Source organism: Allocatelliglobosispora scoriae (assembly GCF_014204945.1).
GTDB classification, from domain to species: domain Bacteria; phylum Actinomycetota; class Actinomycetes; order Mycobacteriales; family Micromonosporaceae; genus Allocatelliglobosispora; species Allocatelliglobosispora scoriae.
In genome coordinates this window covers 3,600,541-3,621,282 of record NZ_JACHMN010000002.1, presented here as the reverse complement: position 1 = coordinate 3,621,282, position 20,742 = coordinate 3,600,541, and the positions used below count along the sequence as shown (strand labels likewise).

General features: G+C 68.6%; 18 protein-coding genes, 1 tRNA gene and 2 pseudogenes. 9 read left to right on the top strand and 12 right to left on the bottom strand.

The annotated features are described in order from the left end of the window. Position 1: 1 nt before the first annotated feature. From pknB to F4553_RS22085, 7 genes and pseudogenes are all read right to left on the bottom strand, one after another. Positions 2 to 1,681 carry a Stk1 family PASTA domain-containing Ser/Thr kinase gene (gene pknB / locus F4553_RS22115; RefSeq protein WP_184838878.1) on the bottom strand — a complete coding sequence of 560 codons (1,680 nt, stop codon included), beginning with the start codon at positions 1,679 to 1,681 and terminating at the stop codon, positions 2 to 4. Further along, entirely contained in the window at positions 1,678 to 2,955 is a 1,278-nt protein-coding gene (locus tag F4553_RS22110) for a serine/threonine-protein kinase (protein WP_184838876.1), read from the bottom strand. The genes pknB and F4553_RS22110 overlap by 4 nt, the downstream gene beginning before the upstream one ends. Next, a complete protein-coding gene (locus tag F4553_RS22105) occupies positions 2,955 to 4,469 on the bottom strand; it encodes a peptidoglycan D,D-transpeptidase FtsI family protein (RefSeq protein WP_184838874.1) in 1,515 nt (504 codons plus the stop codon). The genes F4553_RS22110 and F4553_RS22105 overlap by 1 nt, the downstream gene beginning before the upstream one ends. Before the next feature lie 298 nt (positions 4,470 to 4,767). Beyond that, a pseudogene (locus F4553_RS22100) lies at positions 4,768 to 6,157 on the bottom strand (FtsW/RodA/SpoVE family cell cycle protein); the annotation flags it as partial. Between the two features lie 40 nt (positions 6,158 to 6,197). Further along, on the bottom strand, positions 6,198 to 7,556 hold the full coding sequence (locus F4553_RS22095) for a PP2C family protein-serine/threonine phosphatase (RefSeq protein ID WP_184838870.1): 1,359 nt from the start codon (positions 7,554 to 7,556) through the stop codon (positions 6,198 to 6,200). Then, positions 7,553 to 8,035, bottom strand: coding sequence for an FHA domain-containing protein FhaB/FipA (locus F4553_RS22090; RefSeq protein WP_184838868.1), 483 nt, complete (start codon positions 8,033 to 8,035; stop codon positions 7,553 to 7,555). Before F4553_RS22090 ends, F4553_RS22095 begins: the two co-directional genes overlap by 4 nt. Positions 8,036 to 8,040: 5 nt before the next feature. Then, positions 8,041 to 8,810, bottom strand: a pseudogene (locus F4553_RS22085) (FHA domain-containing protein). Between the two features lie 205 nt (positions 8,811 to 9,015). On the opposite strand from F4553_RS22085, the gene F4553_RS22080 reads away from it, so the two are divergent. The 4 genes from F4553_RS22080 (at position 9,016) to F4553_RS22065 (ending at position 12,297) form a co-directional block, all read left to right on the top strand. Continuing rightward, positions 9,016 to 9,101: transfer RNA gene (locus F4553_RS22080), tRNA-Leu, on the top strand. Positions 9,102 to 9,310: 209 nt separating this feature from the next. Further along, positions 9,311 to 10,336 carry a TIGR03617 family F420-dependent LLM class oxidoreductase gene (locus F4553_RS22075; protein ID WP_184838865.1) on the top strand — a complete coding sequence of 342 codons (1,026 nt, stop codon included), beginning with the start codon at positions 9,311 to 9,313 and terminating at the stop codon, positions 10,334 to 10,336. Positions 10,337 to 10,414: 78 nt separating this feature from the next. After that, positions 10,415 to 11,488 carry an NAD-dependent epimerase/dehydratase family protein gene (locus tag F4553_RS22070; protein ID WP_184838863.1) on the top strand — a complete coding sequence of 358 codons (1,074 nt, stop codon included), beginning with the start codon at positions 10,415 to 10,417 and terminating at the stop codon, positions 11,486 to 11,488. Continuing rightward, complete coding sequence (locus F4553_RS22065; protein WP_184838861.1) at positions 11,485 to 12,297, top strand: WecB/TagA/CpsF family glycosyltransferase; 813 nt, start codon at positions 11,485 to 11,487, stop codon at positions 12,295 to 12,297. The genes F4553_RS22070 and F4553_RS22065 overlap by 4 nt, the downstream gene beginning before the upstream one ends. Positions 12,298 to 12,383: 86 nt before the next feature. On the opposite strand, the gene F4553_RS22060 is transcribed toward F4553_RS22065, so the two are convergent. Continuing rightward, complete coding sequence (locus F4553_RS22060; RefSeq protein ID WP_184841292.1) at positions 12,384 to 12,710, bottom strand: hypothetical protein; 327 nt, start codon at positions 12,708 to 12,710, stop codon at positions 12,384 to 12,386. 187 nt (positions 12,711 to 12,897) lie between these two features. On the opposite strand from F4553_RS22060, the gene F4553_RS22055 reads away from it, so the two are divergent. Further along, positions 12,898 to 13,683: a hypothetical protein gene (locus F4553_RS22055; RefSeq protein ID WP_184838859.1), complete on the top strand. Its 786-nt coding sequence runs from the start codon at positions 12,898 to 12,900 to the stop codon at positions 13,681 to 13,683. A 24-nt stretch (positions 13,684 to 13,707) separates the two neighbouring features. Here the strand turns inward: F4553_RS22055 and F4553_RS22050 are convergent, their stop codons facing one another. Both F4553_RS22050 and F4553_RS22045 read right to left on the bottom strand, forming a co-directional pair. Then, positions 13,708 to 13,932, bottom strand: a complete 225-nt coding sequence (locus tag F4553_RS22050) for a DUF397 domain-containing protein (protein ID WP_376776241.1) — start codon at positions 13,930 to 13,932, stop codon at positions 13,708 to 13,710. Beyond that, the gene (locus tag F4553_RS22045) at positions 13,902 to 14,780 is read right to left on the bottom strand and encodes a helix-turn-helix domain-containing protein (RefSeq protein WP_184838857.1); all 879 of its coding nucleotides are present in this window, start codon (positions 14,778 to 14,780) and stop codon (positions 13,902 to 13,904) included. Before F4553_RS22045 ends, F4553_RS22050 begins: the two co-directional genes overlap by 31 nt. Positions 14,781 to 15,202: 422 nt before the next feature. On the opposite strand from F4553_RS22045, the gene F4553_RS22040 reads away from it, so the two are divergent. Both F4553_RS22040 and F4553_RS22035 read left to right on the top strand, forming a co-directional pair. Next, positions 15,203 to 15,490, top strand: a complete 288-nt coding sequence (locus F4553_RS22040) for a hypothetical protein (protein ID WP_184838855.1) — start codon at positions 15,203 to 15,205, stop codon at positions 15,488 to 15,490. Positions 15,491 to 15,703: 213 nt separating this feature from the next. Further along, complete coding sequence (locus F4553_RS22035; protein ID WP_184838853.1) at positions 15,704 to 16,003, top strand: hypothetical protein; 300 nt, start codon at positions 15,704 to 15,706, stop codon at positions 16,001 to 16,003. Between the two features lie 11 nt (positions 16,004 to 16,014). Here F4553_RS22035 and F4553_RS22030 read toward each other — a convergent pair whose 3' ends face one another. Both F4553_RS22030 and F4553_RS22025 read right to left on the bottom strand, forming a co-directional pair. Continuing rightward, complete coding sequence (locus F4553_RS22030) at positions 16,015 to 16,686, bottom strand: Stk1 family PASTA domain-containing Ser/Thr kinase (protein ID WP_184838851.1); 672 nt, start codon at positions 16,684 to 16,686, stop codon at positions 16,015 to 16,017. A gap of 254 nt (positions 16,687 to 16,940) precedes the next feature. Then, positions 16,941 to 17,645: a hypothetical protein gene (locus F4553_RS22025; protein WP_184838849.1), complete on the bottom strand. Its 705-nt coding sequence runs from the start codon at positions 17,643 to 17,645 to the stop codon at positions 16,941 to 16,943. A gap of 245 nt (positions 17,646 to 17,890) precedes the next feature. Here F4553_RS22025 and F4553_RS22020 point away from each other — a divergent pair, with 245 nt between their 5' ends. Together F4553_RS22020 and F4553_RS22015 are read left to right on the top strand one after the other, a co-directional pair. Continuing rightward, positions 17,891 to 18,835 (top strand): hypothetical protein, encoded by a 945-nt coding sequence (locus F4553_RS22020; RefSeq protein WP_184838847.1) that lies wholly within the window; start codon positions 17,891 to 17,893, stop codon positions 18,833 to 18,835. Positions 18,836 to 19,200: 365 nt separating this feature from the next. Beyond that, on the top strand, positions 19,201 to 20,676 hold the full coding sequence (locus F4553_RS22015) for a glutamate-cysteine ligase family protein (RefSeq protein WP_184838845.1): 1,476 nt from the start codon (positions 19,201 to 19,203) through the stop codon (positions 20,674 to 20,676). Positions 20,677 to 20,742 lie beyond the last annotated feature (66 nt).

Here is a 20,742-nt window from a genome sequence, read left to right as displayed (position 1 = left end):
GCTACGGGCTGGGCGAGGGCGATTCGCTCGGTGTCACCTGGGGCTGGCTCAGCACCAGGGTGATCGTCTCGGTGAACTTGCGCTTCTGGTTGCCGTTGGGCGACTGCGAGAGCACCGTGCCGGGGGTGTCCGTCGCCTCGCCCTTGGTGGTCTTGATGTTGTTGAAGCCGGCCGCCTGGAGCAGCGTCCGGGCCTCCTCCTCCGACTTGCCGACCACGCTCGGGAGATCTCCCATGTTGCCCTTGGAGATCTTGACCGTGATGACCGAGCCCTCGTCGGCGTTGGTGCCCTCAGCCGGAGTGGAGGAGAGGCCGGTGTCCTTCGGCTTGTCGCTGTCCTCCTCGACGAAGACCGCAGTGAAGCCGGCGTTCTTCATCGTCGTGTCGATGGCGGCCCGCGGCAGGCCCAGGACGCCCGGGACCTTCTTCTGCACGGCGCCGTCGCAGATCCGGATCGTCACCGCGTCGCCGATCTCCAGCTTGCCCCCGGCGGGGTCCTGCTGAGTCACCTGGCCCTTGGTGCACTGGCCGTTGAGGATCGGCTCGCCGACGGCCACCTTGAGCTCCCGGCCGACGATCGCCTCGGTCGCCTTGGCCTGCGTCAGGCCGACCACCGACGGCACGTCGACCTTCTTAGGCTGGTTGGCGAGGATCAGCCCGGCCGTCAGCGCCACCACGGCGAGCACTCCCAGCGCCGAGAGCGCCGCGAGCAGCCAGCCCGAGGTCCGGCGGCGGCGCGCGTCGCCGACGCGGGCCACGTTGCGGTTGCCACCGGACCGGTTGCCCGTCGGCATCGCGAGCGTCTCGTCCTCGCGCAGCACCGGCGTGGCGAGCACCGGCCGGCCGGCCGCGGCGCGGAGCAGGTCGGCGCGCATCTCACCGGCCGACTGGTAGCGGTTGATCGGGTTCTTGGAGAGCGCCTTGAGCACGATCGCGTCGAGGTCGGGGCTGACATCCCGGTTGCTCTCGCTCGGGGCCTTCGGCTCCTCGCGGACGTGCTGGTACGCGACGGCAACCGGCGAGTCGCCGACGAAGGGCGGGTGGCCGCAGAGGAGCTCGAAGAGCACGCAACCGGCGGCATAGACGTCGGAGCGGGCGTCGACGGCCTCGCCGCGCGCCTGCTCCGGTGAGAGATATTGTGCGGTGCCGATGACGGCGCTCGTCTGCGTCATCGTCGTGGCACCGCTGGCCAGGGCCCGCGCGATGCCGAAGTCCATGACCTTGACCTGGCCGTTCTGCGTCAGCATCACGTTGCCGGGCTTGATGTCGCGGTGGATGATCCCGTGCCGGTGGCTGAACTCCAGCGCCGCGCAGACATCCGCGGAGATCTCCAGTGCCCGGCGGGGCATGAGGCGCCCCTCGGCGGTGAGGACCTCCTTGAGCGTCCGCCCGCTGACGAACTCCATCACGATGTAGGGCAGCGTCTCGCCGGTCGGCGCGCGCTCCTCACCCGTGTCGTAGACCGCGACGATCGCCGGGTGATTGAGTGCGGCGGCGTTCTGAGCCTCGCGCCGGAACCTCATCTGGAACGTGTTGTCCCTGGCCAGATCAGGTCGCAACATCTTGATCGCGACGTCACGACCGAGCCGCAGATCGCGCCCGCGGTGCACCTCAGCCATGCCGCCGTAGCCCAGCAACTCGCCGACCTGATACCTGCCACCAAGCAGGCGGGCCTGCGTCATCTCGTCCGTCGTCCTTCGGTCGGGTCCGTCAACATGCTCATGGTCGCCGCAAGAGGCCGACTATTCGCATGGTTTGCACTATCGGGTAGTGCATTCATCTTGATCTGATAGCCGATGACGCAGGAGATCAACACGATCGCGGTCATGGCCAAAAACAACAACAAAATCTTCACAAAGGTACGCGAGCCGGCCCCGTCAGGTTGCGTCGGCTGCGGACGATTCTGCGGCTGCGCGGGGCGGGCGGGGCTCGTCGGCGCCGGACTGCCGGGACGGGCCGGGCTCACCGGCGGACCACTGGTAGGCCGGGTGTTCGGAACCGGCACCTGCGCACGCTGGTAGGACGGCTGCTGCTGCACCGGACGCTGGTGCTGCGGCGGGACCGGCGTCGGCGACACAGGCGTGGGAGAGATCGGCCGGTGGGGAACGGTAGGCGCGGCCCGGCCGCTCTGCTGACCGCCGAGTGCGGTGGCGGCCTGCCGGGCAGTCGCCGCCAGGATCGCGGCGGTGGGCCAGCGGGCGGCCGGGTCCTTCGCCATGGCCCGCTCGACGATCGCGCGAACCGCCGGTGGCACGTCGCCGGGCAGGGCCGGCGGGTGTTCCCGGACGTGCTTCATCGCGATCTCGATCGGGTTGTCGCCCTCGAAGGGGCGCCGGCCGGAGAGGCACTGGTAGGCGACGACGCCCAGGGCGTAGATGTCCGACAGCGCGGTCGCGGTCTGGCCGGCTGCCTGCTCGGGAGCGAGGTAGGAGGCGGTGCCGAGGACCGCACCGGCGGCGGTGAGCTGTGCCGCCACCGCCGAGCGGGCGATGCCGAAATCGGTGAGGACGAGGGTGCCGTTGGCCCGGACGAGCAGGTTGCCCGGCTTCACGTCGCGGTGGACGATGCCCTTGCTGTGCGCCGCCTGCAACGCGTCGGCGGCCTGCGCGATCAGCGCCATCGTGCGAGTCGGGGTGAGCCGGCCGACCCGGCCGAGCGTCCGCGACAGCGGGTCGCCCTCGACATACTCCATGACGAGGTAGGCGATGTTCTGGTCGCTGCCGTAGTCGTAGATGTCGACGACGCTCGGGTTCTTGATCGTCGCCATCGTGCGCGCCTCCTGGCGGAAGCGCTCGGCGAAGCCGGGCTCGTCCATCAGTGCGGGCAGCATGATCTTGATGGCGACGGTCCGGCCGAGGGTCTCGTCGGTGCCGCGCCAGACGTCGCCCATGCCGCCACCGGCGATCCGCTCATCCATCCGGTAGCGGCCGCTCAGCATCGTGCCGGGGGCAATCATCACTTGCCTCCCTTTTCCGCGATGATCGCTTTCATGACCTGGCCGGCGATGCGGGCGGACTCGGAGCTGCCACCGGAACCGGCGTTCTTGAGGAAGACCGCGACGGCCGCCACTGGCACGCCGTCCTTGTTACGCGCGAAGCCGATGAACCAGCCGTGGTCCTTCTCGTTCTCGGCGTTCTCGGCGGTACCCGTCTTGCCGCCGACCTCGTAGCCGTCGATCTGGGCCGCCTTGCCGGTGCCGTTCTCGACCGCGCTGACCATCATCTCGCGCAGGTCGCCCGCGATCTGGCTGGTGCAGGACTGGCGCAGCTGCTTCGGCACGGCCGTGTAGTGCCGCGTGATGAGGTCGGGCCCGAGGAGCTGCTCGACCAGGTAGGGCCGCATCTGCGAACCGTTGTTGGCGACCGCCGCCGCCAGCATGGCGCCCTCCATGGGCGTCATCCGGACGTCGTTCTGGCCGATCGAGGATTGCGCGATCTTCGGCGGGTCCGGCTGGCCGTCATCTCGGGTCAGTTTGCCGACGAGGCTCTCGGCGACCGGGCTCTGCTTCACATCGGAGTCGAGCCGGCCATAGGTGAGCGACGGATCGTTGAAGCCGAACGCGGTGGCGGTGTCGATGATCGCCTGCGGGCCGAGGGTGACGCCGAGCTGGGCGTACCCCGTGTTGCACGACTCGGTGAGCGCCTCGATCAGGGTGACCTGCGGTTCCGGGCAGATCGAGGCGGCCGCGTTGGTGATCTTGTGATCGGTCTGCGGCGGCTGGTAGCTCGGCCCGGCAGGGATCGGCGTGTTGATCGTGTAGCCGCGGCTCAGCGCCGCCGCCGAGAGGATCACCTTGAAGGTCGAGCCCGGCGGGAAGGTCTCCTGGGTGGCCCGGTTGAGCAGCGGCTCGTTCGGGTCCTTGTCGAGCTTGTTGTAGGCCGCGTTCGCCGCATCCGTGTTGTGGCTCGTCAGCGGGTTGGGGTCATAGCTCGGCGTGGAGGCCATCGCCAGGATCGCCCCGGTCCGAGGGTCCAGCGCCACGACGGCACCGACCTTCGCACCCTTCTTGTTCTTGACGAGCTCCTGGTAGGCCGTCTCCTGCGCCCGGCGCATCACCGAGAGGACGACGTTGCCGCCCGGGGTCTTCTCGTTGGAGAAGATGTCGCGCAGCCGGTCGGCGAAGAGCTTGTCGCTCGTCCCGGCGAGGAACTCGTTCTCCGTGCGCTCGATGTCGATCGCGGCACCCTGCACCGGGCGGAAGCCGACGATGTGGGCGTACGCGGCCGGGCTGGTCGGGTAGACGCGGAGGTACTTGAGGTCCCCGTTGGTCGCCCGGGACTCGGCCAGGGCGACACCTCCGGCGAGGATCGTGCCGCGCTTGTGGTCGTACTCCGCCAGCATCACCCGCCCGTTGTAAGGGCTGGTCCGATACTCGTCGGACTTCACCGCCATGACCCAGTTGAGGTTGGCAAAGAGCAGACCAAAGAGGATCAGCGCGACGACGCCGACTCTGCGGAGCGGGGCGTTCACGGCTTCTCCTGCGGATCGATCGGGTCATCGGCGCGTGCCGGTGCCGGCTCATCGCCGGTCGGGATCGCCGGGAGCGCGCTGACGGGCTGTGCCGGGGTGGGCGGCAGCGCGCTGACGGGGTGAACCGGGGTGGGCGGAAGCGGTTTGACCGGTGCGGCGGCGGCCGAGGGTGGCCGGACCATCTCGGTCTTGGCTTCGGCGACCTCCTGCGGGATCGGCGGCGGTGGTGGCTGGGCCGCCCGCGGCCGGACCGGAGCCGAGGCCACCGGCGGACGGACCACGCCACCGGGCGCGCCGAGCGGAGCACGAGCCGCGTCCGAGATCCGGATGAGCAGCGCGATGAGCAGCCAGTTGGCCATCAGCGAGGAGCCGCCGGCCGCGAGGAACGGCGTGGTCTGGCCGGTCAGCGGGATCAGCTTGGTGACGCCGCCGATGATGACGAAGACCTGCAGGCCCAGGGTGAAGGAGAGGCCGCCGGCGAGCAGCTTGCCGAAGGAGTCCCGGACGGCGAGGCCGGCCCGGATGCCGCGCTGCACGATGAATAGATAGAGCACCAGCAGCGCGGTGAGACCGAAGAGCCCGATCTCCTCGCCCATGCCGGCGAAGATGAAGTCGTTGCGGACCTCGGGCACCTGGTTGGGCGAGCCCGCGCCGGGTCCCGTGCCGAACATGCCGCCCGTGCCGAGGCCGAGCAGCGACTGCACCAGCTGGTAGCCGTCGTTGTAGGGGTCCTCGAAGGGGTGCAGCCAGATGTTGGCCCGCTGGTAGAAGTTGGCGAACGGTCCGCCGATCGAGGCGCCGAGGAAATAGGCGAGGAAGGCGCCGCTGAAGAAGAGCAGCAGACCGATGATGAGCCAGCTGACGCGCTCGGTGGCGATGTAGAGCATCACCACGAACATGCCGAAGTAGAGCAGTGCGGTGCCGAGGTCCTTCTCGAAGACGAGGACCATGACGCTGAGCATCCAGACCACGACGACGGGACCGAGGTCACGCCCGCGCGGGAAGTCGATGCCGAGGAACCGCTTGCTCGCCAGCGCCAGCACCTCGCGCTTGCGCACCAGGTAGTAGGCGAAGAAGCTCAGCAGCATCAGCTTGGCGAACTCACCGGGCTGGATCGAGAAGGAGCCCAGCCGGATCCACAGCTTCGCGCCGTTGACCTCGGAGAGGCTGCGCGGCAGGGCGGCCGGGATCATCATCAGCACGATGCCGACGAAGCCGAGCGTCCAGGCGTACCGCGAGATGGTGCGGTGGTCGCGCAGGAAGTAGAGCAGCACCGCCGCGCAGGCCACCGCGATCGTGGTCCACAGGAGCTGGCGGCCGCCCTCCCGGGCGAAGATGCCCAGGTCGAAACGCTCGTCCGCGGGGGTGCGGGCGAGGTCGATGCGGCGCAGGAACGCCACACCGAGCCCGTTGAGCGTCGCCGCCGCCGGCAGCAGCACCGGATCGGCGTAGGGCGCCCGGAGCCGGACCACCACGTGCATGACGAGGAAGACGACGGCGAGCAGGGCGGCGGGGACCCAGAAGTCCGGGGTGACCCCGTCCATCAGGTTGGCCTCGACCGCCCCCGCGTATGCGGCGACGAGCACCATCCCGGCGATCACCAGGAGGAGCTCGGTCCGGCGCGCCCGGCGGGCGCGCTTGGTCACGGCGGGCACGGCGGCATCGGCGGCGCCGCCCGCGAGGGGCATCGCTGCGGGCATGGCTGTCACCGGATCCTCGGCTTCGTCATCAGGACCTGCACGGAGCCGGGCTGACGATCACGTCTGATCCGGGGGTGGGTGACGCCGAGACGCTCGGCGACGGCGAGGGGGTCCCGGGCAGTGCCGCACTCGGAGAGGCGGAGGGCGACGGGCTCACCTGGCAGATCGGCAGCAGGTTGGTGTTGGCCGCATCGGAGCTGGTCAGCCCGGTGAGGATGACCATCGCGTCCTTCGCGGTGTCGGCCTGGATGCCCTTGCGGACCCGCTCCTGCGCGACCGGCGTCAGCTCCTCGGCCCGCAACGTGCTGACCTGGTAGGAGCTGGAGAGGCTGACCCCGGCGAGCTGGCCCGGGACGCCCTTGAAGACGGCCACGTATCCGTCGGAGGTGACGCCGACGTAATACTGCGACTGGGTCAGGTGCCACCCGTACCACAGGCCGCCGCTGAGCAGGGCGACGAGGATGACCAGCAGGGTGAGCGTACGCAGGGTGTGCCGCTTGGGCCGGTCGGTCTCGTCCGCGCTGGGGGCGGCGGGCGGGGCCGGCGTCCGAGGTCCCGCGGTGAGCGTGGCGGCCCGGGTGGCCGGCGTCGACTCGACGGAGGCCTGCTGCGTCATGCCGCGATCACGAGCGGCTGCGCCGCCGACGACCGGAGAGTCCTCCATGATGTCGTCGTTGGTCGCGTCGGCGATGATGACGGTGATGTTGTCGGGGCCGCCGCCGCGCAGCGCGAGCGCGATGAGGCGCTCGACACACTGCGACGGGTCGACATACTCCCGCAGCGTCTCGCCGATCGTCTCCGAGCTGACGACTCCGGAGAGCCCGTCGGAGCAGATGAGGTAGCGGTCGCCGACGATGACCTGCCGGACCGAATACTCCGGCTCGATGTCGCGGCCGTCCATCGCCCGGGTCAGCAGCGAGCGCTGGGGGTGCCCGGTCGCCTCCTCGGCCGAGATCCGGCCCTCGTCGACGAGCATCTGGACGTAGGTGTCGTCCTTGGTGATCTGCGCGAACTCGTTGTCCCGGAGCATGTACGCCCGCGAGTCGCCGATGTGCACGAGACCGATCTTGGTGCCGGAGAAGAGCATCGCGGTGAGCGTCGTGCCCATCCCCTCCAGGTGGGGATTGGCGTCGACGGTGTCGCGAAGGTGCTGGTTGGCAACCTCGACGGCGCCACGCAACGCGTCGACGAGGGCGTCACCGGGGACGTCCTCGTCGAGCGGAGCCATCGCACCGATGACGATGTTGCTGGCGAGGTCACCGGCGGCCATGCCGCCCATGCCATCGGCGACGGCGAGCAGTCGCGGGCCGGCGTAGACGGAATCCTGGTTTCCGTCCCGGATCAGACCGCGGTCACTGCGGGCCGCATAGCGCAAGGTCAGGGTCATGGTCGCAACTCAATGGCAGTGCGGCCGATGCGAATCGGCACGCCGAGGGGTACGGGGGTAGGGCCGGAGACCTTCGTCCGGTCCAGATATGTGCCGTTGGTCGAGCCAAGGTCTTCGAGAAACCACTGACCGCTGCGGGGCACCAGTCGTGCGTGCCGCGCGGAGGCATAGTCGTCGGTGATGACGAGCGTGGAGTCTTCGGCACGGCCGATCGTGATCGCGGCCTCGCCCAGGGTCAGACGAGTGCCGGCGAGCGTGCCGGCGGTAACCACAAGCTGATGAGCTGCCCGGCCCTTCTTCACCTTCGCAGGCCGGGTGTGTCCTGCCGCTGCGCCCACCCCGCGGGGCGCAGCGACGAGCCGAGATGAGCGTGCCCCGGCGAAGAGGTCCCGCCGGATGACCCCCACCACCGTGAACACGAAGATCCACAGAAGAATGAGAAAGCCGAACCGGGCGGCGGCGAGGACGAATTCGGGCACGGGCGTTAACCGTCCACGCGGAACGTCAATGTGGTCGTGCCGATCTGGACCATGTCACCAGGGTTCAGGGCCACCGCGGAGACGCGCTGACCGTTGACCATGGTGCCGTTGGTCGAGCCGAGGTCCGTGAGGACCACCTGCCCGCCGTCGAAGTCCAGCCGGGCGTGCCTGCGCGAGATGCCCACATCGGGCAGGCGCAGGTTGGCCTGGTCACCTCGGCCGATCACGGTCGAGCCGATCGCGAGCGGATAGGTCCGCCCGTCGCCCGCCACCAACCGCACGTTGCGAGCACCACCGGGCTGGACGAAACCGCCGCCCTGCTGCTGGTAATCGGCGTACTGCTGTTGCGGCGGCTGGTCGTAGCCGGACGGCTCGCCGCCCGTGTAGACCTCCGCCGTGACCCGGAACATGCCCGTGTCCAGGCCGTCGCCCCGCTCGATCTCGACGATCACATCGCCGTAGACCGTCCAGGCCTGCTCACCGATGAACTCGGCTTGCGACTGGGCGAGCTCCTGGGCCAGCGCGGCCGCATAGGGCGCGAGCCGGCTGTGGTCGTAGGGCGAGAGGTCGATCACGTAGCGGTTGGGCACCAGAGTGCGACCGCCGGCGAGGATCGCCTTGTGGGCCTCGGCCTCCCTTTGCATGGCGTTCAAGATCTCCACAGGGTGGACGACACCCTTGAAGACCTTGGCAAAGGCACCTTCTACCAGGCCTTCCAGTCTCTTCTCAAAGCGTTGCAGCACACTCACCGGTCCTCCTCGGGTTCCGAGGACATGATGCTATCCGTCCGCCACCCATCACGTCTGCGCCCCAATCCCCTTCCAGTCCCGGTTCGGTGCCCCGAGGCTGGTCGTGTTACTGTTCTCTCCGCCGAGCCGACTGGATAAACCGGTTGGTGGCGGGCAGAGTGTCGGTTTAGGCTGATCAAGCTGTCCTAATCGAGACAGATCTTATATGTCTCGGTGCCGCGGCATGCGTCTGGGGAAGTGGCGGAATGGCAGACGCGCACGGTTCAGGTCCGTGTGTCCGAAAGGACGTGAGGGTTCAACTCCCTTCTTCCCCACCAAGGCGCCGACGAGAGTCGGTGCCCGCTGTAACGAGACGATCCCGGAGCTTCGGCTCCGGGATTTTTTTGTTGCGCATTCGTGCTGAGTTCCTCTTCGCGCGCGGTTTCGGCTGGTTGTCGCCGGTCATCCGGTTCCGCAGTGACAGATGCACATCAGCGGGCGATGATGGGTGGCGTTCTCGCCCACTCCTCACACCCATCGAGGCATCATGAGAATCGACGCCCGCCTTGACAACGCGCTGGCCGGTGCTGCGCAGTCCGCCGCACAGGCCGAGGAGCTGGGGCTCGACGGCCTCTGGACGGGCGAGACCAATCACGATCCCTTCCTGCCGATAACGGTGGCGCTGGAGCACACCAGGACCGCGATCGCGGGGACGGCTGCGGCCGTCGCCTTCGCGCGCAGCCCGATGAATACGGCGTACCTGGCTGATGATCTTCAGCGCTTCTCGGGCGGGCGCTTCGTGCTCGGGCTCGGCAGCCAGGTCGAGGCGCACGTCACCCAGCGCTTCTCGATGCCCTATTCGCGCCCGATCGGTCGGCTTCGGGAATATGTCGCGGCGCTGCGCGAGATCTGGGGGGCATGGCGGGAGGACCGGGAACCCGACTTCCGCGGCGATTTCTACCAGCACACCCTCATGCCGCCGGTCTTCTCGCCGGGGCCCACCGACATCCCGGCACCGCCGGTCTACCTGGCGGCGGTCGGCCCGCAGATGGCGAAGCTCGCCGGCGAGGTCGGCGACGGGATCCTGGTCCACCAGTTCAGCACGCCGCGCTACCTCCGCGAGGTCATCCTCCCGTCGGTGCAGAAGGGCCTGGCGGCGTCCGGCCGGCCGCGGGAGGAGTTCGAGGTGGTGGTCCCGCTCTTCCTGGTGACCGCCGCGACCGAGGAGTCCTTCGATGTCTGCCGGGCGGCGATGCGGCGGCACATCAGCTTCTACGCCTCCACGCCGGCCTACGCCGAGGTGCTGCACCTGCACGGGCTGAGCGACCTCTATTGGGAGCTGTTCGAGCTGTCGCTGACCGGCGGCTGGACGGAGATGGCCGAGCTCATCGACGACGACGTGCTGGAGGTGCTGGCCCTGGTCGGGGAGCCGCACACGATCGCCCGGCGGCTGCACGCCCGCTACGGCGAGCTCGCCGACCGCATCGTCTTCTCCCTGCCGCCCTACAGCGACGCACCCTGGGCGAGCATCATCGGCGAGCTGCGGGAACTCTCCAGCCGGTCGGCCGGCTGACGCAGGCGGGGCAGCCGGGACCGTCGGCGTACCGGCTATGCTGCTCTTTGTCCTTGCCCCCACGGACCTGGAGTCTCTGTGAGCGTCGCGCTGGTAACCGGCTCGGCCGGTCTGATCGGGTCCGAAGCCGCCCGCCATTTCGCCAATCTCGGCCTGCACGTGGTCGGGATCGACAACGACATGCGGAAGTATTTCTTCGGCGACGACGGCTCGACCGCCTGGAGCCTGCTCCGGCTGACGAGCGAGCTCGGTGACAGCTACACCCACTTCGACGTGGACATCCGCGACCGCGACGTGCTCAACAAGATCTTCGAGCGCTACGGGCGCGACATCTCGCTGGTGATCCACACCGCCGCGCAGCCGAGCCACGACTGGGCCGCGAAGGAGCCGTTCACCGACTTCGACGTCAACGCCGGCGGCACGCTCAACGTGCTGGAGTTCACCCGCCAGCACAGCCCCGAGGCGGCCTTCATCTTCTGCTCGACCAACAAGGTCTACGGCGACACCCCCAACCGGCTGCCCCTCGTGGAGCAGGAGACGCGTTACGAGCTGCCCGCCGACCACGAGTGGTACGGCGGGATTCCCGAGGAGATGTCGATCGACGGCAGCCTCCACTCGATCTTCGGCGTCTCCAAGGTCGCGGCGGACGTGGCGGTCCAGGAGTACGGCCGCTACTTCGGCATGAACACGGCCTGCTTCCGTGGCGGCACGCTGACCGGCCCGGCCCACTCGGCCGCCGAGCTGCACGGGTTCCTCGGCTATTTGGTGCGCTGCGTCATGGAGGGCCGGACCTACAACCTCTTCGGCTACAAGGGCAAGATGGTGCGCGACGCGATCCACTCGCACGACGTGCTCACGGCGTTCGAGGCGTTCTTCCGCGCACCGCGCAGCGGCGAGGTCTACAACCTCGGCGGCGGTCGCTTCTCCAACACCTCGCACATCGAGGCCTTCGCCATCGCCGAGCAGATCGCGGGCCGCAAGGCATCGATCAACTACGTCGAGCAGGCTCGCGTCGGCGACCACCAGTGGTATATCTCCGACATGGCGCGCTTCCAGTCGCACTACCCCGACTGGCAGATGACCTACGACGTTCCGAAGATCATCAACGAGATCTACGAGGCGAACGTCGACCGCTGGGTGCCGCAGGCATGAGCTCAGCCGTGGGGACGAAGCGCAACGTGCTCGGTGTCATGGTCGACGCCACCGACTACGAGCGGGCCACCGCCGCCATCATCGACGCGGCCTCGGCCGGGCGCCCCTACGCGGTGACCGCGCTCGCGGTGCACGGCGTGATGGAGGGCGTGCACGACCCGTCGCTGGGCGCTCGCCTCAACAGCTTCGAGCTGATCACCCCGGACGGCCAGCCCGTCCGCTGGGCGCTCAACCTGCTGCACGGGGCGAAGCTCACCGATCGCGTCTACGGCCCGACCCTGACGCTGCGCGTCGTCGAGCGCGCCGCCGAGCTGGGCCTGCCGATCTACCTCTACGGCTCGACGCAGCCCACGCTCGACAAGCTCATCCCGGCGCTGACCGAGCAGTTTCCCGCGCTGAAGATCGCCGGTTCCGAGGCGTCGAAGTTCCGCGCCGTCGAGCCCGGCGAGCCGGAGCAGATCGCCGCCCGGATCCGCGAGTCCGGTGCCCGGATCGTGCTGGTCGGGCTCGGCTGCCCGCGGCAGGAGATCTTCACCCACGCGATGCGGCCGCACCTGTCGATGCCGCTGCTCGCCGTCGGCGCCGCCTTCGACTACCACTCCGGCGGGCTGCGCAAGCCGCCCGTGTGGATGCAGCGCTACGCCCTGGAGTGGCTGTGGCGGCTGGGGCTGGAGCCCAAGCGGCTGTGGAAGCGCTACGTGCTGCTCAACCCGGCCTACCTGGGTCGCCTGACCGCACAGCGCACCGGCCTGTGGAAGGCCACCCCACGCCCCGCGATCACCGACTCCCCCGCGACCTTCCCGGTCTGACATCAAGATCGCCGCAACTCTTCAAGAGTTGGTGTTTCAGGCCGCCGGGCCTTGGGACCAACTCTTGAAGAGTTGCGGCGATCTTGTCAGCGCTGCTGAACGTAGATGAGCTCCAGGATCGAGCGGGCCGCCTCGAACCAGCGGTTGAGCCACTCCGGCGAGGGTGCCGAACCCTTCGGCGGCAGCTCCAGCAGCAGGCCGCGTAGCAGTGGGTGGTCGGCGAGGTGCGGCGCGCCCCCGCCGTCCGCCTCCAGCCACGCCGCGGGCGGGAAGACCGGCTCGGTGAGCCCTTCCAGGCTGAGTGAGCGGTCGGCGTCGGGGAGCTCCTTCGCGGTGTGGAATCCAGGCAGCTGCCCGACGTAACGCTCCGCCGTCGAGGTGGAGTTCAGGTTCTTCTCCTGGTTGACCGTCATCGCATTTCCTCCCGAAATTCCGACATTACGCCGCAATGTGCGGCGGGTTGTCAGGGCTTGCCCCGTACTTTCTGATACAACGAGGCGAACAAGGGCTGGCGACGGTTACCCCGCAGCTGTCACCCAGAGCTCATATCGGCGTTACAACGAGTGATGTCGAATCGCGCCCGACTCTGCGGGGGAGAACGTGGCAGACCTGCGATCTACGCATACCGAACCGCTCCTGATCCAGCTGGCACACGTCATCTCCGGTGCCCCCTGCAAGCACTGCGGCGGCACGCCCTACACGGATCACTCGGCGACGCAGCCGGCGCAGCCTCCCCAGGGTGCCCAGGTCGTCCCCTCGGCCCGTGTCGGCGAACCGAGGACGGTTTCCCGGTGGGAGCCCGAGCCCGTCGCCAATCTCGATGAGGTCGGCGACGAGGAGCTGTGGCTGTGGCGCCTCGTGGACGACGCAGACCGGGTCTCGGCCGCCGCGCCGGTCGGACCGGCACCGGAGCGGATCGCGGCCGTGGAGGCGAAGTACGCGGCCGCCACGGCGACGGAGGAGCGCGTCCAGCGGCAGATCCGCGCCGCCGAGCAGGCGCTGTCCCTGCCGTCATCGTGGCTGCGCCCCTCGCATCGGGCGGCGATCGCCCGGGAACTCCGGCGGGATCGTGCGGCTGCGGTGCTCGCGGCGGTGCAGCGCAGCCGGGTCGCCGAGGTCCGCGACCGGCTGCGGGACCTCTCCATGAAGCGGGCGGACTACCTCACCGAGCACCGGGTCACGATCGCCGCGGGGGCCAATGCCCGCGCAGAGCTCACCAGGCTCATCGACGACCTCATCGACGGGTACGCCCGCCTGACGCCCCCACCGGCGTGGTTCCGCTACGGACTGGGGTTCCCGCCGGCGCCTGGCACCTACACGACGTGGCTGCAGGATGCGCGTGCGGCGATAGCGGCGAGACGCCGACGGGCGACGGAGACCTTCTAGGTCCCGCCGCCCGCCGGTGAGTCGTCACAAATCGAATTCGCCGTCCTTGGTGCCGTCGACGAATGCGTCCCATTCGCCCGGCGTGAAGATCAGCACGCCCGCTTCGCGGTTCTTCGAATCACGAACGGCGATCGCGCCGCCGACGAAGGCGACCTCGACGCAGTTGTCACAGCTTGGGCTGCTTCGAGTGCTCTTGCGCCACTGGGCATCTGTGAGGTCTACCCGGTAGCCCTTAGTCTCGATTTCCACAACGGCTCCTCTGCTAGCTCTTCGATCAGCTCGGCGGACTCCTCTGGAGAGAGAGCTTTTTCGCGGATGTAGTTGAAAATCAGGTTGTATGTCCGCAGCTCTTCTCGCCGCTCGAGAAAGAGCCCACCAGTGGCATTCTCCGCGAAGATCACGGAAGACTCACCCTGTTCCGAAAAGTCGAGAATTGCGAACGTTCCATCCATACCCGCATGTGCCCCGGTTTCAAACGGCAACAACTGTATGGTCACGTTCGGCAACTTCGCTGCTACAGCAAGTCGTTTAAGTTGTTCGCGCATGACCTTGTCGCCACCGACGGGACGGCTCACTACAGCTTCGTCGAGTACCACCCATAGATCGATAGGATCATCCTGGCTGAGTAACGATTGACGCTCCCGCCGGATACGCAACTTCACCGCTATTTCATCATCCCGAAAATCCGGCCGTCCACCCTGGACCAGGGCGCGCATATATTCTTCGGTCTGCAGCAGGCCAGGGACTACGAGCTGTTCATACATGCGAATCTTTGATGCTGCCGATTCAAAGTCCACATAGGCACTGGTCAGAACAGACGAGTACTGATGCCACCATCCCTTTTCGCGGGATTCGCGGCATAAGGCGATCAACTCCTCGACCACGGGGGCCGGGGTGTCATAAATCGAGAGCAGATCCCGCACATCGCGGGGGTTGACCGCCGTCGAACCCGTCTCGATCCGGGAAACCTTCGACTGCGAACACTCGAGTCGCTCCGCCACAATCTCCAGGGACAGGCCCGCCGTCTCACGACGTTTTCGCAGTTCAGTCCCTAGTCTTCGACGGCCGACAGTAGGACTCTTCCGGTTGGTGGTCACGGCGCACCTCCGCGACGAAATGATCACTAGGCGTAATTCCACCGATACGCCTGAGCAGGTACGACCCTAGGTCGTGGTGCGAGTCTGACGGGTGGACCACCAGACATCAAGTATCCGAACGCGCACTTGGGGTCCGTCGGAACGGACGGCGTATCGAGTCGTATACCGGACTAACGACGCGCTCACGCAATCTCACGGTGCAACTTGCATTGATCTTCGTCTTCGGGGAAAGTGTTATCAGGTGGAACTTCCACGCACGCGACACCAGGTGGGTCCCAACGGGTCACACAGGCTGTCCGGCCCCGAAGCAGACAAAGCGCGCGCCGTCATGATGGCCCCGTTACTGCGTCAACGATTCGAGGACGGCCAGGCTGCGCGGCCCGTCCTGGATTGGGATCAACAGTGCAACGACAGGAGCTGCGGTGACACCTCGGGCCGGCGACATACTCCATGTGACCCGCGAGGCGAGCGTTCAGTTCGTCACGCCGATGCTGTTCCGGGTGATCCGGGTGCACGACTGGCCGACATACGACGGCTGGCTGTGGCTCGACGGCTACCAGCTCAATGCCGCCGGTGACGCGGTGGAGCGGCGCTCCATCTTCGTCCAGCAGGACGGACTGCAGGCCGTGCGCGCCAAGCCGGTCGCCGAGCAGCGCCCGCGCAACATGCTGCGCAACCACACCCGCCCACGCGCAGCCATCGCCCACTAGCCCGACGGCTGGCACCACGTCAGGGCCGACTCTTCCTGAGTTGCGGCGATCCTGGACCGATGAGCGGTCACGGCACCTGCTTTGACCAAACCGCCTCCGGCCTGCCGTGATCGGGCCTACGATCAGGTAACCACACCCGGTAAGGCCCGGTGACCGCCCTCGGTGGTCACGACCCGCGTCAACCCTCGGACCCCGACAGTCAAGGGGGGTCTGATGGTCGCCGTCACATGGGGAGCCAGGCAGTACGGCTCCGACTACGCCCCTCGACACCGTGCCGCGCGGAGTCGAACGAGACCGCGAGCGCTCCTTGCTGCGGTCCTGGTGGGGTTGTTCCTCGCCATCGCGGTGCCCGCTGCCGCGGATCCGGTTGGTTCCCAGGCAGCCCGACTAGCAGCCGCCCGTCCCAACCCCGCGCCCGACCTGGCGCACTCGCTGATCTATGCGGGTGCAGGAGCCCTGATGGTCTCCGTGCTCGGCGGCGCGCTCATCGCCTACCGGCGGCGTCAGTACTGATCGAACTCCGATCAGCTGGCGCTCGCCAGGGGCGAGGGCGACTCCTCCTCTTCCTCGGAGGGGCTCGGCGAAGGACTCGGCGGTGGCGTCGACGCGATGAGGAGCAGCACCTCATAGCCGGCCGGCACCTGCGTACCGGCCTTGGGGTCGACGCCGATCACCGTGCCGGAGGCGGCATCGTTGGTGGCGCGGTACTCCAGGCGGTAGTTGAGGCCGACCGCGTCCAGTGCCTTCGTCGCATCGTTCAACGTCAGCCCGACGACCGGCGGGATGTTGGCCACTCCCGCGCTCGTCGCGACGGGGCTCGGCGTGGGTGCCGAGGTCGTCGACACCGTCGACGGCACCGGCCGGCTGGGGCTGGGCGTCGGCTCGGGGTCGTCGGAGTTGCTGGCGACGAGCCAGATCCCGACCCCGATCGCGAGCAGGAGCAGCAGGCCGACAACCGCGATCACGACCGGCAGCCACCACGTGCCGCCGGGCTCCGGTTCGCCGTCCTCGGCCTCGTCCGGCGGCGGCACCGCACCCCGGACCGGCGGACCGCCGACCTCGGCACGGCCCAACCACGGATCCGCACCCGCCGCAGGCAGCACCGACGTGTGCTCGCTCGCACCGGGACCGGTCCGGTCACCGGCAGGGGGCGTGGGCAGCACCGTCGTCTGGTCACCGGCCGATGGCGCAGGCACGGGCGGCAGGATCGTCGTCGCCTCACCGGCCGCGGGGGGCGGCGAGATCACCGTTTCGTCGGCGGCCGGTTCGGGGCCCTCGACCGAAGGCAGCCCGTCCCGACTCCACTGACGGGTCTCGTCGGAGAGTGGCGAGTCGCCAGACCCAGGCTCCTGGTTTTCCGGTCCACGCGTGTTTTCCGACATCTGCCCGTCCTATCACGCCGACATGAGCAGCGCTGAGCTGGCGCGCCGCCCATGCCGATCACACGCACTCACGGAGAGGGGGAGCCGGTGGCCTGCCCCACCGGGCCGCAGCGGACCTCGACCTTGTCGTTCCACCTGGCGGTGCCGCCCTGCGTCGGGTCCGGGTTCTGCTGGACCACGACACCGGCCTGCAAGCCGATGTAGACCGCCCGGAGACCCACTGCGGTCAGGTAGTTCTTGGTGAGGTCCCGGCAGGTCCTGTTGATCACATAGGGCAGGGTGGTCGTCGGTGCGGCACCGGCAACGTAGATCTTGACGGTGATGCCGGCATGCACGTCCTTGCCGGCTTCCGGCACGCTGCGGACCACCTGGCCCTCCTGCCCCTGCTCGCCGAAGTAGACCTCGACGCCGAGCTTGAGCGCGCGGAGCTGCTGGAAGTAATTCTGGAACGGGTCGGTGCCCGGTGCCGGCAGGGCGAAGTTGGCCCCGCCGCCGGAGGAGCCCGGGGTCGGGGACGCGGCAGCCGTCGGCGACGGCGCGGCCGAGGGCGACGGGGAGGGCGACGGGCTCAGTGACGCCTGCGCGGACGGCGAGGTCCCCTGGGTGCCGGAGGCGTTCGGCGACGGGTCGTCAGAGCCGGCCAGCAGCCAGCCGCCCGTCGCGCCCGCGATCGAGAGCACGAGCACGGAGACCGCGATCGCCGCGATCATCCCGGGGCTGATGCCCTGCTTGGGAGGTGCGGGCTCCACTCTGGTGTCCCATGGATCCGACATGGCCAACTCTCCTACGCTTCGCTGTCTTCACGCGGCCGGTGTTGAGTGTGCAACCCCGCCGCGACAACCCGGTCGGTCGGAGGCCGAACTGACGCCAATCTGACACGTATCCTCGCTCGCGCCAACCCATCGGACCAACTCTTCAAGAGATGCGGCCACAGGGGGCAGGACGAGTGGTGGTGATCTATGGCCGGTGCGGTCGGCGCGGCTCGCCAGTGTCGCAGGACAGCGATACGCTGCGCGGCATGTCCGTACGTGGCTGGGGAGGCCCGATCGCAACCGCGATCGGTGGTGCCGTGGTGGTCGGAGCTGCACAGCTCGGTCTGGGCTATGGCCTGGGCATCATCGGCTGGCGCGGTGACGCCGCCGGTTGGAGTGCCGCGCTCGCCTGGACCATGTGGGTGAGCGCGTTCGCCGTGTTCGCCGGCGCTCTCGCCGGTCAACGCTCGCTCAACCGCCACTCCAGCAGCCTGCCCGACGACGACTCCACTGTGCTCGGTCGGGTGCTGTGGCGGATCACCCTCGCTGTCGCCGCGGCTCTCGGCGGCCTCGCCGTCGTCCCGCTGACCGCGCTGCCCGCCCGCACCGTCCCGACCAGCGCCACCTCGGCACCTGCGTTCATCGTCGGATGGCATGCCGCAGCCGGCGTCGTCATCGGCCTGGTGCTGGCGATCATCGCGCTGAACAGCCGCGCGATCGCGACCAACCTGATCGCCACGGGTGCCTGGTGGGCGCTGATCGCCCTCGTCGCCGTCATCGACGCGGCCGCCGGCGGCCGCGGCCTGGTCCCGGCACAGCTGAGCGCCTGGCGGTTCACGGGTCACGGTGTCGAGACGATTCGCGGTTCGTTCAGCGCGCTGCAGGTGCCGGGCGACGTCTGGTGGGAGAGCCTCTACCTGCCCGGCGCCGGGCTGATTCTGGGTGCCGCGCTCCTCATCGGCGCGTTCTCCGCGCTCGCGGCCGCGCGGTCGGGTGACGGCTGGATCGGGGTCGCGCTCTCCGGCGCGGCGGGCCCGGCGCTGCTGGCCCTGGTCTTCATCATCGTGTCGCCCACCCTGACCGAGGCACCGACGGAGCAGGTCACGGCTCTGTTGATCGCGCCTTACGCGGTCGTGGCGGGCCTCGTCGGCTCCGTGGCGATGGCGATCCTCGCCGACCGTCCCCGGCGGCCGGCACCCCGGCACGCCTGAGGGGAGTGCGGTGCGGACGGGACCCCCCTAGCCTTGCCCCCACTCCCGCCCGCACCGGTCGTTCCCCCCGGGTCGCCCCCGCGACCTCCCGGGTAAACGTTAACCAACCTCGTGAAGGCGACGTCCGTTTTCGGGCTTATCTGACGAACCCAGACCCGATTCTGCCGCCATTTCTGCCGCTGTCCCTATTGCCAAGCCCACGGCAGGACTGCGGCGAAAGATCCAGACCGGCACGCGATGTGACAGATTTCAGCCAGGTGGCGAATAGCCACCCACAAATACCCGTACAGCCGTACCGTTGAGGCGCACAGCGACGGGATGATTACCTAGAGACACGAACCACCATCAGCACCTGGGGAGGGCGCATGGGGAAGGAAGTGTCGGAAGTCGGTTTCACGCAGGCTGATCGCACGCATTACCGGCAGAAGGTCAGGCGTTGCCTGGACACCTTCGCGCTCATGCTCGACGAGTTCGCCTTCGACTCCGACTCGCCCATGACGGGCATGGAGATCGAGATCAACCTCGTCGACCACGAGCAGCAGCCGGCGATGGCCAATCTGGGAATCCTGCACGATCTGAGCGATTCCCGCTTCCAGCCCGAACTCGGGCAGTTCAACCTCGAACTGAACGTGCCGCCCCAGCTCATCAGCGGTGATGGGTTCCTGACCTACGAGGGGCAGGTGCGGGAGGCCGTCGGCAAGGCCGACAAGGTCGCCCAGAGCCATGGCGCCCGCCTCGTGCTGATCGGCATCCTGCCCACCCTCACCGGCGACCACGCGATCAAGGAGAACCTCTCCCCCATCGGCCGATACCTCATCCTCAACGACCAGATCGTCGACGCCCGCGGCGAGAGCATCGCCCTCGACATCCGGGGCACCGATCACCTGCGGACGCGGACCGGGTCGATCGCGCCGGAGGCGGCCTGCACGAGCATGCAGTTCCACCTGCAGGTCGCGCCGGAGGAGTTCGCCAACTACTGGAACGCGTCCCAGGCGATCGCCGCCTTCCAGGTCGCGGTGGGCGCCAACTCCCCGTTCCTCTTCGGACACCAGCTCTGGCAGGAGACCCGGATCGCGCTCTTCGAGCAGGCGACCGACACCCGCCCGGACGAGCTGCGCGCTCAGGGCGTCCGGCCGAGGGTCTGGTTCGGGGAGCGCTGGATCACCTCGATCTTCGACCTCTTCGAGGAGAACGTCCGCTACTTCCCGCCGCTGCTGCCGATCTCCGACGACGAGGACCCGCTCTCGGTGCTGCGCTCCGGTGGCGTACCGCACCTCTCCGAACTGCGGCTGCACAACGGCACGATCTACCGGTGGAACCGGCCGGTCTACGACATCATGAAGGGCCGCCCGCACCTGCGCGTGGAGAACAGAGTCCTGCCCGCCGGGCCGACGGTCGTCGACATGATGGCGAACGCCGCCCTCTACTACGGGCTCGTCAAGCACTTCGCCGAGGCTGACCGTCCGATCTGGACGCAGCTCACCTTCAGCGCCGCCGAGGACAACTTCCACGCCGCGGCCCGCCGGGGCATCGCCGCTCCGATCAACTGGCCCAGGATCGGCGAGGTCAGGGCGACCGATCTGCTCCTCGACCAGCTCCTTCCCCTCGCCGCGGCGGGCCTCGAAGGCTTCGGGGTCGACCCGGCGGTGAGCAGCCATCTGCTCGGCATCATCGAGCAGCGCTGCCTCACCGGGCGTAACGGCTCGACGTGGCAGGTGGAGTTCGTCCGGGCGGCGGAGCGCCGGGGGCTGACCCGGCCGGCGGCCCTGCGGCTGATGCTCGGCCGCTATGCCGAACTGCAGCGCGACAACGAGCCGGTCCACACCTGGCCGACCGAGTAGGCCCGCGATGGCGGCGGGTGCAACCGGCCTTCCCGGCTCGGCGTGTAGAGCGCGACCCGAGGAGCG

What these genes read in the sequence shown, in the direction of transcription:
- pknB (WP_184838878.1), bottom strand. Translation starts at nt 1,681, where the DNA reads ATGACGCAGGCCCGCCTGCTTGGTGGCAGGTATCAGGTCGGCGAGTTG.
- F4553_RS22035 (WP_184838853.1), top strand. Translation starts at nt 15,704, where the DNA reads ATGGTCGCCGTCACATGGGGAGCCAGGCAGTACGGCTCCGACTACGCC.
- F4553_RS22110 (WP_184838876.1), bottom strand. Translation starts at nt 2,955, where the DNA reads ATGATTGCCCCCGGCACGATGCTGAGCGGCCGCTACCGGATGGATGAG.
- F4553_RS22060 (WP_184841292.1), bottom strand. Translation starts at nt 12,710, where the DNA reads ATGACGGTCAACCAGGAGAAGAACCTGAACTCCACCTCGACGGCGGAG.
- F4553_RS22075 (WP_184838865.1), top strand. Translation starts at nt 9,311, where the DNA reads ATGAGAATCGACGCCCGCCTTGACAACGCGCTGGCCGGTGCTGCGCAG.
- F4553_RS22095 (WP_184838870.1), bottom strand. Translation starts at nt 7,556, where the DNA reads ATGACCCTGACCTTGCGCTATGCGGCCCGCAGTGACCGCGGTCTGATC.
- F4553_RS22020 (WP_184838847.1), top strand. Translation starts at nt 17,891, where the DNA reads ATGTCCGTACGTGGCTGGGGAGGCCCGATCGCAACCGCGATCGGTGGT.
- F4553_RS22015 (WP_184838845.1), top strand. Translation starts at nt 19,201, where the DNA reads ATGGGGAAGGAAGTGTCGGAAGTCGGTTTCACGCAGGCTGATCGCACG.
- F4553_RS22025 (WP_184838849.1), bottom strand. Translation starts at nt 17,645, where the DNA reads ATGTCGGATCCATGGGACACCAGAGTGGAGCCCGCACCTCCCAAGCAG.
- F4553_RS22065 (WP_184838861.1), top strand. Translation starts at nt 11,485, where the DNA reads ATGAGCTCAGCCGTGGGGACGAAGCGCAACGTGCTCGGTGTCATGGTC.